This window comes from Dyadobacter sp. 32, from assembly GCF_902506755.1.
GTDB lineage: Bacteria > Bacteroidota > Bacteroidia > Cytophagales > Spirosomataceae > Dyadobacter.
On the sequence record NZ_LR735258.1, the window covers coordinates 3,920,698 to 3,932,952 of the forward strand.

General features: G+C 46.1%; 8 protein-coding genes. 5 read left to right on the forward strand and 3 right to left on the reverse strand.

Going from position 1 to position 12,255, the window contains the following annotated elements:
* Positions 1 to 21: 21 nt before the first annotated feature.
* From DYADSP32_RS15860 to murA, 3 genes are all read left to right on the forward strand, one after another.
* On the forward strand, positions 22 to 3,957 hold the full coding sequence (locus DYADSP32_RS15860) for a C25 family cysteine peptidase (RefSeq protein ID WP_149241827.1): 3,936 nt from the start codon (positions 22 to 24) through the stop codon (positions 3,955 to 3,957).
* Positions 3,958 to 4,022: 65 nt separating this feature from the next.
* On the forward strand, positions 4,023 to 4,853 hold the full coding sequence (locus DYADSP32_RS15865; protein WP_414617818.1) for a DUF4290 domain-containing protein: 831 nt from the start codon (positions 4,023 to 4,025) through the stop codon (positions 4,851 to 4,853).
* Between the two features lie 130 nt (positions 4,854 to 4,983).
* Positions 4,984 to 6,291, forward strand: coding sequence for a UDP-N-acetylglucosamine 1-carboxyvinyltransferase (gene murA / locus DYADSP32_RS15870; RefSeq protein ID WP_149241825.1), 1,308 nt, complete (start codon positions 4,984 to 4,986; stop codon positions 6,289 to 6,291).
* A gap of 97 nt (positions 6,292 to 6,388) precedes the next feature.
* On the opposite strand, the gene DYADSP32_RS15875 is transcribed toward murA, so the two are convergent.
* Entirely contained in the window at positions 6,389 to 7,246 is an 858-nt protein-coding gene (locus DYADSP32_RS15875) for a DUF1080 domain-containing protein (RefSeq protein WP_149241824.1), read from the reverse strand.
* A 149-nt stretch (positions 7,247 to 7,395) separates the two neighbouring features.
* Here DYADSP32_RS15875 and DYADSP32_RS15880 point away from each other — a divergent pair, with 149 nt between their 5' ends.
* On the forward strand, positions 7,396 to 8,313 hold the full coding sequence (locus tag DYADSP32_RS15880; protein ID WP_149241823.1) for a methyltransferase domain-containing protein: 918 nt from the start codon (positions 7,396 to 7,398) through the stop codon (positions 8,311 to 8,313).
* 5 nt (positions 8,314 to 8,318) lie between these two features.
* A complete protein-coding gene (locus tag DYADSP32_RS15885) occupies positions 8,319 to 9,641 on the forward strand; it encodes a cryptochrome/photolyase family protein (protein WP_149241822.1) in 1,323 nt (440 codons plus the stop codon).
* A gap of 36 nt (positions 9,642 to 9,677) precedes the next feature.
* Here DYADSP32_RS15885 and DYADSP32_RS15890 read toward each other — a convergent pair whose 3' ends face one another.
* Both DYADSP32_RS15890 and porV read right to left on the reverse strand, forming a co-directional pair.
* Positions 9,678 to 10,958 (reverse strand): M16 family metallopeptidase, encoded by a 1,281-nt coding sequence (locus tag DYADSP32_RS15890; protein WP_149241821.1) that lies wholly within the window; start codon positions 10,956 to 10,958, stop codon positions 9,678 to 9,680.
* Between the two features lie 75 nt (positions 10,959 to 11,033).
* Positions 11,034 to 12,194: a type IX secretion system outer membrane channel protein PorV gene (porV, locus tag DYADSP32_RS15895; protein ID WP_149241820.1), complete on the reverse strand. Its 1,161-nt coding sequence runs from the start codon at positions 12,192 to 12,194 to the stop codon at positions 11,034 to 11,036.
* Positions 12,195 to 12,255: the final 61 nt, after the last annotated feature.

Consider the following 12,255-nt stretch of genomic DNA (forward strand, 5'->3'; position numbering starts at 1 on the left):
GCTATTTCTCTGGCTAACACAATGAAAGGAATTCGGATCGGACAACTTATACTTTCATTTTTATTTTACACTGCGCCTTCATCCAATGCGCAGCAACTCTATGGGCATGAGTGGATCCATACCAGTCAAACTTATTATCGGATACCAATCAGTCATACCGGACTTTATGGTATCACAGGCTATGAACTTGCCCGTGCCGGTGTGCCGGTGGATTCCATTCCCCCGCGTGCATTTCAGGTTTTCAGAAATGGGAAAGAGCTCGCTATTGAAATCGGGAACGACTCCCTTGGGACGGTGACCCGCACGGGTCAGATCCGCTTTTTTGCTAAGGCCAATGATGGCGCAGCAGATTCCTCACTCTACATCAATCCCGCTTCACAGCCGCATACATTTTACAGCCTATATTCTGACACATCATCCTATTTCCTCACCTGGAGACAAGACGGTGGATATGGCAAGAGAATCAGGATATTGGATACCGGCGCCACGAATACAGATACCCTAACCCATCACATGGAAGAATCTCTGCGGCTCTTTACATCACATTATGCACCAGGCAACTTCTATCCACCCGGAAGCAATTTCGAGAACGGCCTCGTAAGTTCCACTTACGACGTGGGAGAAGGCTGGACAGGCCCGGAGATCAAGGACAATCAATGGGAATCCTTTTCATTTCAAGCCCAAAATGCCGATCGCGAGAGATTCGGACAGGCTTATGCAGAACTGGTCATCGTTGGACGGTCGGCAGGAAATCACAAGATAGAAGTATGGACGGGCACGAAACTTAATCCTGGCCGAAAACTGATCGATTTTTCGTTATTGAATTACAATTCAACACGAATCAGAGTCAATTTGCAAGCCTCAGATCTACGGGCAGACGGAGAAGTGACGCTCTCGATTACCCTGAAAGGCAATGGAGCTTCCATCTCCGCATCGGCCCTATACTGGCATTATCCGCAGCAGTTGCTATTTCCACCAAACATCTCTCAAAAGATAATCAGGTTGGATTCATTAATGTCCCTGAAAACGCTGGCGCCCAAAAGTGCAGGCGCATTTTCATTTTATGATATTTCAGACCCACTAAATCTCAGGAAAATAACATTACACGACGGGCAGTTTAAGGTCGGCGATATGCAAAATGTTTTAGCGGTGAAAGAGTTACTAAAAGTCGCTACCATTAAAAAAGTATATTTTCAGGATATCGATTCGGCAAGGACAAACTATCTGCTGATCAGCCACCCTCTGGTTCGGGTGCCAGTGGGTGCACGCGAGGACCCGGTAACAGCCTATGCGGCCTATCGGTCATCATCCGAAGGTGGGCATTACAAGGTGCTGACCATAAATTTCCAGGAAGTTTGTGACCGGTTCAACTACGGCGACCCAGGCCCTTGGGGAATCAAAAAACTGATTAAGTGGCTGAACCGGAATGAAAATTTACAATACGTATTTATTATCGGCAAATCCATTGACCCGCAAACCGCCCGTAAATCAAAGCAGCGTGGCGAATTGGATATGATCCCCAATGGAAGCTGGCCCGGTTCCGATCTGGCATTGGCTATGGAGGTCGGCGACAGTGCATCTTCATATATACCCTCAGTTCCAGTTGGCCGAATCAATGCCACTTCACCGGAACAAGTATGGAATTACCTTCAAAAGGTGAGGCAAATAGAGTCTCAACCCCCATCGGCGCTATGGAGAAAACGTATTCTTCACCTGAGTGGCGGACGTTCGCCATCCGAACTTTCTTTGTTTCGCAACTATGTCCATTCATACGAGGAGAAAATTACAAGATCCTATCTGGCTCCGTCCATTACTACGATTTCAAAAAAAACCGACGACCCGGTTGAACAATTTCCCCTTGACGCTCCGCTAAACCAAGGGGTTTCACTTCTGACACTATTTGGACATTCAGGTGTAAATGTTACAGATATTGACCTGGGATATGCCACCGATTCGCAAAGAAATTACAAAAACGGCCCGTTTTATCCAGCAGTGATCGTAAATGGTTGCGCAACGGGGAGTATTTTCTATTCTCCCTCAACCATCAGCAGTGACTGGACCTTTGCCCCCAAGGCAGGATCTGTCCTGTTTCTTGCTCATACCTTTAACGGAATTTCAACCTCCCTGAATCGCTATACCAAATCCTTTTATGAAGTCCTGGCTGATTCCTCTTTCACCAACGAGCCCTTTGGACGTATTCAAAAAGAAGCCATTCGAAGAAACATGGCCCAAAATCCGTCCATAGCTGATCGCATCACCGCACAGCAAATGAACCTGCACGGCGATCCGGCCATTCGTATTTTCCCGGCCCGGTTGCCCGACTACACCTTTGACTCCACGCTGTTTGCCGTTTCAGAGCGCCCAGGAAAACAACTTACATCAAGAAGCGATTCAATTTTTATCCGGCTGGGAATTGTAAATGCCGGTCGTTTCCGAAAGACGGATTTTAATTTAACATTCAAAAGAAAAAGGAATGAACAGGTGGTATTTGAGTCGCGCTTTACATTCCCGGCACTTGTGCATGCCGATACCATTATCCTTAAAATCCCAAACAACAATAAAAATTACGGAACCGAACAGTGGACATTTTCAATTGATTCCGAAAACCACATCGCCGAAGAAAATGAGTACAATAATGTATTCTCTCCGTATATCGAACTTCCCGAAGATGGCGCAATACCGCTCTTACCCATTCAGGATTTTCATACGGATAAACGGGAGCTGGAACTCATCGCGCAGGTTCCGCAAAAGGATGCATCTGTAATATTTGAGTGGGATGTGCATGAAAATTTCTCTTCTGCAACATCCGATCTGGTATCAGCTACCGATTATATTGCCAAGAAAAGTATCATGGTGGCCGGCAGTCCCCCTCAAAAATTATACTGGCGCGTATATCTGCCAGAAGACAAAGCCCGCCCTTCTCACACACGCTTCGTGACCTATTCCTCAGAGGCTCCCGCCCGCCAGAGATTACCCGAAGTCATTGTTTATGCCGACCAGACCAACAATTCTGAAATTCAGGAAGGCGACATTTTTAAGAGGCAGGTTCGGTTTCGAGACCTGGCAAATATTTCGTTCCGGGATTCCGTAACTGTGACGACCACCCACTCCTCAGCCGGGAAAACCATTGTCAAAACCCAGAAAATCAATGCATTAAATCCAGGAGAAACACGCATGTACGATCTTAGCCTCCCCACATTAGGTAAGGTTGGCAAAAACGACGTGAAGATTACTTTTAACAGCACCAGATTGCCGGAAGAGATTTACACCAACAATACGCTGGCATTTTCCTACTTTGTCCGATCGGATCACATCCCTCCTGTCCTGAACGTCAGTATTGACAACCGTAGAATTCCCGACAACGATGTAGTTTCGGCTTCACCGCTGATTGGCGTTCAGGTCCGAGATGAAAATCTCTTCCGGATCCGTCAGGATACCACCGGTATTGAGGTCTTCATCCAGGAAGATTGTTCGCCGTGCCCTTTACAAAAGCTTTCGCTGCGGGATGCCGAGACGATAGCACGAAAACCCAATGATTTTCTTGTACAGGTCAGGACACCGGCTCCTCTTAAACCAGGATCCTACTCTCTATTGGTAAAAGCGAGGGATGTGAGCAATAATATGGCCCCTATCTATCAGATTCGCTTCCGCGTCACCGATTCCCCTATCATCGCTGATGCTGGCGTTTCTCCCAACCCCGCAGCACAATCCCTTCGGTTTTATCTGGATATTGAAGGAGCAAATGTGACGGACCCATGGCTGATTACAATTACCGATATGCTAGGCAGAGAAATTAAAAAACTGAAAATAATACCTCACCTGGGAAGGAATGAAATCTTTTGGGAACCCACGGATCTACCTGGTCAAATGCTTTTATACCATATGAAACTTGGTAACTGGCCGTTGTCGCCCGGCGCCCAAAACGGCATGAGGGGTAAAGTAGTGTGGCATCCTTAAACCCAATATGGATGGGTACGCCATCTTATCGTTGGTGATGAACAAATCAAACAAAAGAATGCCTGTTGAGAAACCTTCGTTCCGGACAGGCCGCGCTTCCTTTTCTCTCCCGGAGCCCTTTTCTTTCGGTAAAAACTTTCTATTTTTGTGATTATATAAAAAAATTCAAACACTTGAAAGAATACGGAAGTAACGTACAAAAACTTGCCGATCACATTGTTAAGATCGAAGACAAGGCTAAACGCAATCTGTACGCAAATATATTGGTTGAGCTGATGCGTCAGATTCATCCAAACATGAGGGACAACCAGGATTACACCAATAAGCTGTGGGATGATCTCTACATCATGTCGGGGTTTGAACTTGATGTGGACAGTCCTTATCCACCGCCATCGAAGGAATCCCTTGGTAAAAAACCATTGACAGTTGGCTACAATCAACGGAATCTCACGTATCGACACTACGGAAGAAATATTGATCTGTTGCTTGAAAAAGCAATCCAGACCGAAAATGACGAAGACCGGCTGGCATTTGTTTCCTACATTTTTCGATTGATGCGCTCGTTCTTCAATACATGGAACAAGGATAATCCCGAAGATCACGTATTGCTCGGGCAATTGGAGCAACTTTCCAAGGGCAAATTAAAAGACGAGATTGACTCGATTCGTAAAAATGGCCCCGTAGACGCCGCGCCCAAAGACCGGAACAGCAATCAGGAGCGGCGTGCGAATCATCAGGGTGGATTCAAAGCTCAGCCAAGCCACAATCAGGAACGCCAGGGCCCCAATAATCAAGGCAATAATCCTAACCGGAACAGACCCAATAATAACAACAAGTTTGGCGGAAGGAACAACAACAATAATAATAACCGGAACCGTAAAAAACCGGGTATTTAGAAAATTCGAAAATCAAAAGTTTCGTAAAGAACCGGTAGCGTAAATTTGGTCTTTCAGATCGAATCGCTGTCGGCTTTTTGTTTAAAAATCGTTGTACAAACATGTGGCTTACCGCTGCACCAAACTGAATATGGCCTCATTTAAAATAACCGGAGACAGACAATTAAAAGGAGAAATAGAGCCGCAGGGCGCTAAAAATGAAGCACTGCAAATTATCTGCGCGGTTTTGTTGACAAAGGAACCGGTAACCATAAAAAATATTCCTAATATCCGTGATGTAAATCAGCTCATCAATCTGCTGGGCGATCTGGGTGTACGGCGCACCCGGTTAAGCGAATCATCCATTCGTTTTGAAGCAGATGATATTAATCTGGATTACCTGGAGTCGGATTCATTCCGCCAGAAAGCGGCAGCCCTGCGTGGGTCTGTCATGCTGTTAGGGCCCATGCTTGGTCGTTTCCGAAAAGGAAGGATTCCTCGTCCAGGCGGCGACAAAATCGGTCGCAGACGGCTGGACACACACTTTCTTGGTTTTGAAAAGCTGGGAGCTACTTTTAGTTATGATGGCGAAGACGGCGGTTTTTACAAAGTAGATGCTGCCAACCTCAAAGGCACATACATGCTCCTGGACGAAGCATCTGTCACCGGAACAGCCAATGTGCTGATGGCGGCGGTTATGGCGGAAGGAACCACCACCATTTACAATGCAGCATGCGAACCCTATCTTCAGCAACTGTGTAAAATGCTGAACAGGATGGGTGCCAGAATCTCCGGCATCTCTTCCAATCTGCTGGTGGTAGAGGGAGTCAGCGAGCTGCATGGCACCGAACACACCATGCTACCAGACATGATCGAAATAGGCAGTTTCATCGGACTTGCGGCCATGACCAGATCCGAGATCACCATTAAAAATTGTCAGATTCCCGAATTGGGCATCATACCCGACGTATTCCAGCGACTGGGTATCCAAATGGAATTTCGGGGAGATGATATCTACATCCCTTCACAGGACCACTACCGCATCGAGAACTACCTGGATGGATCTACCTTATCGGTTTCGGATGCTCCCTGGCCAGGATTTACCCCTGATTTGTTGAGCATTATTCTGGTAACGGCTACGCAGGCTCAGGGAACCGTATTGGTTCATCAAAAAATGTTCGAAAGCCGCCTTTTCTTTGTGGACAAGCTAATCGAAATGGGTGCACAGATTATTCTTTGTGATCCGCATCGTGCTACAGTAATCGGCCATAATCGTGAAATGCAATTGCGTGGTATACGAATGACGTCACCAGATATCCGTGCAGGTGTAGCGCTGCTTATCGCTGCCCTCTCCGCAAAGGGAGTAAGTATCATCGACAATATTGAACAGATCGATAGGGGGTATCAAAATATAGACACGCGTCTCAACGCCATTGGCGCAGAGATTGTGAGATTGTAGTTGATGAAATTGAGATAAAGACCAAACAGCAAACGGCGCCCCAAAAACGCCGTTTGCTGTTATCATTCTTCATTCTTAATTCTTAATTCTCCCAAGCTCACCGCTTCTTCTTGTACGTACAGGCCGAATTGTCCGACTTTACATAATAAGACTTGAAATTTGTCGCCTTTGGGTCCGTGCATCCTTTCAAATCGAGAATTTCCACTTTACGGAATTCCACCGGGTGGCTTTCACTTTGCAACGAAATGGAGCCATGATCCAGCAGTTTGCCCGCAATCAAAAGTGATGCGTCATGGCCACTTACATTGCCCCCGCCAAGCTGCGGTTTGTTGTATTGAAGCACCATTTCACCGTTGGCGAAATGCTGAATCAAAGAGTCGCCCAAAACCAACACCTCTGCACGCACCCACTGATCACCATCGTAAGTCTTGGAAGTAGAATTGATACAGTGCTGCGTAATGAGTTTCCCATCCATCACCACATTGGTTCCGGGCGTGCACAGGTTACAGGTAGTTCTCCTTTTTCCGTTTCCACCCAGCAGCTGCACCTCAATGGAAGCAGGAAAGTCCTGATCCTTGCCCATGCTAGCCGCCGGCTGCCCATGCACCATTATCCCACTATTTCGCCAGGCCCAGCCTTCCCCCTTGGGAGCCTGCTCACCAACGAACCTGTATTCAACGGCCACCCGGTAATAGGAGAAGTCGCCTTTGTAAAAAATGTGTCCATACTTCTGCTTGAAGTCATCGTAACCATCGTACCGAACCACCATTTTACCATCTTCAACCCTAAACGTGTTTTTATAGTTATCATTCAGATCGTACCCCCTGATTTTCAGATCCCAGCCGTCCAGATTTTTGCCATTAAAAAGCTGCTTCCATTCTTTTTTATCCTCTTTTTTCTGTCCCAGTGCAACGAGGCAGAATAGACTGAACAGGATCGTTAATTGAATCTTCATGGTTAATTGGAATAAAAAGTTGTGTAATGGCGATGATCGCGCTCCGACAACCGGTACTTTTGCCGCAACGAATTATACTAACCATAATCTTGTTGCTTTAAAACGACCGGTGCGCATACTTAATAATGCCATGGTGATGTAAATATACTATGAGAACTAAAAATACAAAGCGTAAAGGGCATTCTGAGGATTTTTTTGGTACATATCGGGATTTTTGGTGGAATGAAAGCTTTTTGAATCTACTGGCTAAACGGCTGCAGCTCAACAATCATTTTCAAATGCTGGATGTCGGTTGCGGCCAGTGTCACTGGAGTAAGCTTTTATCCCGTTACCTGGGTACTCCTGCCAGGATATGTGGGGTAGATAATGATAAAAAGTGGTCCAAGGGAGAGGACGAGATCAGAGATTTCTTCGGCGATGCGGGCATAGAATTTGAACTTAAAAAAGGAGACGCGCATGAATTGCCCTATGATGACTGCCAGTTCGACCTGGTAACCTGCCAGACGCTTTTGATACACGTACAGGACCCTAACCAGGTAATCAGAGAAATGAAACGAGTCCTAAAACCCGGAGGAACAATCCTTTGTGTCGAACCGAATAACCTGGTTCAAAGTCTCACCCAAAGCTCTGTTTCAATGAACGATCCTATCGAAGAAGTCCTGGATCATGTGAGATATGCGCTCATCTTTGAAAGAGGAAAGAAAAAACTTGGACTGGGTGATAACTCGCTGGGTGATCTGGTACCCGGTTTTTTGTCACAAGCAGGTTTTGAGCATGTCGAAGTAAGACTATCGGACAAGGCCATTGCCATGTACCCGCCTTACAACACAGACGAGCAAGTGGCTACGATGAAGCAATGGCAAACCGGAAATACATGGAGCAACGGACTTTTTACGGATTACGACTATTTCCGTGTCATGGGGCACGAAAGCCTTGAATTTTACGAAAACTACAAGAGGAAATATGCACATCTGGGCGAGCGAATGCTTCGTAATATTGACGCCAACAAATACCATTCTGCCGGTGGCGCAATGATGTATGTGATTTCCGGCACCAAAGCACTATAACCAAAATGACTTCTCAGAACAAACAAAAAATAGCCATTTTTTGGCATCGCAGAGACCTGAGGCTTCACGACAATGCCGGTTTGTATCATGCACTAAGATCCGGTCTTCCGGTACTCTGCTTATTTATTTTTGATAAAAATATTCTTGAAAAACTAAATGATCGCCATGACAAACGGGTAACATTTATCCATGAAACCGTGATGGATCTACAATCCAGCCTGGCAGAACAGGGTTCCGATCTGCTGATCCGCTATGGAACACCGGAAAAAATATGGGAAGAATTAACAGAAGAATTTCAACTCGGAGCAGTCTATACCAATCATGATTACGAGTCTTATTCGAAAACCAGAGATACCCAGATCGAAGCTCTTTTAAAAAATAAGGGCATCGGCTTCAAGACCTACAAAGATCAGGTCTTATTTGAAAAAGACGAAATCAAGACAGGCCAAAATACAATTTACACGGTATTTACTCCTTACAGCCGGGCCTGGAAAGCCAAATGCAACGACTTTTTTCTTTCGTCTTACCCTACAGAAAAATACTTCAACCGCTTCTTTCAGACGCAACCACGGCCCATTCCGAGTATCGGGGAGATTGGATTCGAACGTGCCCAGGGTGCTTTCCCTTCGCAAAAGATAAGCAATGATGTGCTTGAAAAATATGAGGATCGCCGCAACTATCCTGCTCAGCCAGGCACCACACATATTGGGATTCACCTGCGCTTTGGCACCGTAAGCATCCGGGATCTAGCGCGTAAGGCATTTGAAACCAGCGACACCTGGCTTAATGAACTCATCTGGCGCGACTTCTACCAACAAATCCTTTGGAATTTCCCACAGGTTGGCGAGGGACGAGCTTTCCGGCCGGAATATGACCGCATCAAATGGAGAAATAATGAAGCCGAGTTCAAATTGTGGTGTAAGGGGCAAACTGGCTATCCGCTTGTAGATGCCGGAATGCATGAGATTAACGCCACCGGCTTCATGCACAACAGGGTTCGTATGGTAGTGGCAAGCTTCCTTACCAAGCACCTGCTCATAGACTGGCGGTGGGGCGAAGCCTATTTTGCCGAAAAACTGCTCGACTATGACCTTGCCGCGAACAACGGCGGCTGGCAATGGGCGGCTGGTTCAGGCACTGATGCGGCACCCTATTTCCGCATTTTCAACCCTACGGCACAGGCTGAGAAATTTGACCCCAAAGGTGAATACATCCGAAAATGGGTCCCGGAGCTAAACAGCCTCAATTATCCCGACCCCATTGTGGATCATAAAATGGCACGGGAGCGTTGCCTTAAAGCATACAAAGAGGCCCTGGCTAAAAGTTGATGGATATTGAACAATGCTTAGCCTTCCTGAGTACCTCTATTTACCTCCCACTACCACCTCGGCCATATCTTCCGGCCGAAGATAAGTAGACGCTATATACCGGATATCGGCAGCCGTGGTGGCATGTATCTGCTCAATATAACGATTGAAGAAATCAGCAGGCAGTCCGTCAAGCAAAAGAATCTTACGGCGATCAGCCACTTCAAACGCGGTGTTCAACGAGCCGGTAAACTCTCCGGCCATGAAATTTTTCACCGTCCTCAGTTCATCGTCCCCTACTGATTCGGTCTGAAGGATACCAATTTCCTTCTTTATCTCATCAATGGTCTGCTGCGTAAACTCCTTCTTAACGTCCGTTCCGATCATAAAATATCCCTCATTCGAAAGCGTGACCACACTCGAAGATATGCCATAGGTCAGGCCCTTCTCCTCTCTGATATTTTTCATCAGACGAGAACCAAAGTAGCCACCAAGTATTTCATTGGTAACCAGCATTTTGAAATAATCGGGGTGATGGCGGTTAAAAAGTCTCCGGCCCATCCGGATAGAAGATTGAACACTATCTTCCTTTTCTATCAAAATCTGTTTGCCTGCATAATCCGTTTCAGGCGCATGCGAAACAGAGGAGATATCGGAATTTGCGGGGAGCTGTCCTAAGTACTCATTGACATATTTCACATCATGATCCCGGACCTGCCCGGCCAGCACCACTACGGCTTTACCGTTCTTTATGAAACGATCAAAATAGGTTTTAATCGTTTCTAACGGTAAGGTTTGGATCACCTCCTCATCCTGGCTGCGGCCATAAGGGTGCTGTGCGCCAAAAAGCACAGCCCGCAATGCAGTAGACGCCAGGTAGGCAGTTTTCTCTTTATTTACACGTAAATTCTGCAATGTAATGTTGCGCAGGTCGCTCAGTTCCTTTTCAGGAATGGTTGAGTCATGAATAAGTTCACTCACCAGGCTCAGCACCTCCGGCAAAAACCGTGATAAGCAATAAACCACAATACCGGAGCGATCAGAAGAATGCGTCAGGTCGATGAAAGCGCCCAGCTTGTCGAAAGCCTCACTTATTTCTGACGAAGTGATTCTGGACGTCCCTTCTGCTATCATTTTGATCGCAAAGAAGGATGCTCCCTGCACCGGCTCGTACCAGTTACCTGCATCAAAGATCACCTCCAGCCGGATCACCGGCTGCTCTCCAATGTTGATTACATGCAATGGAATTCCATTGTCCAGAACGTGAGACTTTGGTTCGGCAAGGTGTATGGTGTTGATAACCTTAAAATCAGGGGCAATTGTACGATCCGGAAACATAAATATGCGCTATAAAAAAACGAATGACATCTGTTAAATGCCATTCGTCGTATGAATTAATCTGAATTCGAATGTCTAGTTATCGTCACCCACATCCAGTTTTTCCTTATTGTTCAAATACATTGAGAGAGATATACGCAATGTTTGAGCAAGAGGACTGTTTTGAGCAACAGGGAACATATATGCAAAATCAACTGCGTAATTTTTCATGAATTTGGCTCCGGCTCCGGCGGTAAAGAATTTACGGCCGCCCTTGTTTTTATGCTCTCCAAAGTATCCGCCCCGAACAGCAAAAACATTATTATACCAATATTCACCACCAACAGAAAGGGCCACTTCCTGGATCTCTTCCTTAAAGCCATCCGGAGCGTCCGAGAATGAACCAAATACGCCAGAAAGCATGTTTTTGTCATCATAAACATTTACACCGGCTCTTGGGGTAGGCACCATCAATTTGCTGGCATCCACTATAAAGTTAAACCGGTTACGGCCATCAGCTGTGAAAGACAACCCGCCACCGACTTTGATATTCGTAGGAATAAAACTCTCCTTTGTCGAAAGACCGTAATTGATCTTACCACCCAGATTGGAAAGCACCGCCCCCAGCGACCAGGTAAGGTCACCTCCGGTATCTTCATTCTTCAGTTGTTTTTTGTAATAAACACTGATATCACCTGCCATGGTTCTGGCTGGCTTTAACGAAACATTATTGACAATAGCAGCACCAGCCAGATTAGAGGAAATGTATTTCAGGGTTAATCCCAGAGAAAAATTCTTGCCTAACTGTGTGGCATAGGTACCGTTAAACGCAAACTCGGTGGATTGGAAATAACCGTTCTGGTCACCGGTTGCCGTCCTCAAATCCAGTTCGCCATTGCTGAAATAGTTAACTGAAGCAGCAATCACCTGTCTTTTTCCTACCTTCTTGTAAGCACTCGCATAGCCCAGCCACATGTCGTCTACCAGATTTCGCAGCCAGGGTGTGTATGAAATGGAGGCTCCAAAATCTTTTTCAGTGTAAGGTAGCTTGGAAGCATTCCAATAGGTAGAGTTGGCATCTGCGCTTAGGGCTACACCTGCTTCTCCCATGGCGGCACTACGCGCGTCGGGTGCAAAAGTCAAAAATTGCAGGGGAGAGCTTGGTATTCTCAATGAGTCTGCACTGACGCCTTGAGCAAATAGGCTGGTATTGGAAAGGATAAGTAAAGAAGATAAACCAACAAAAAATAGTCTCATATAAATTGGATTTGCGATAGGAAGAGATGTTACTCTGCTTCTTTTAAAGGGTCAAAAATAC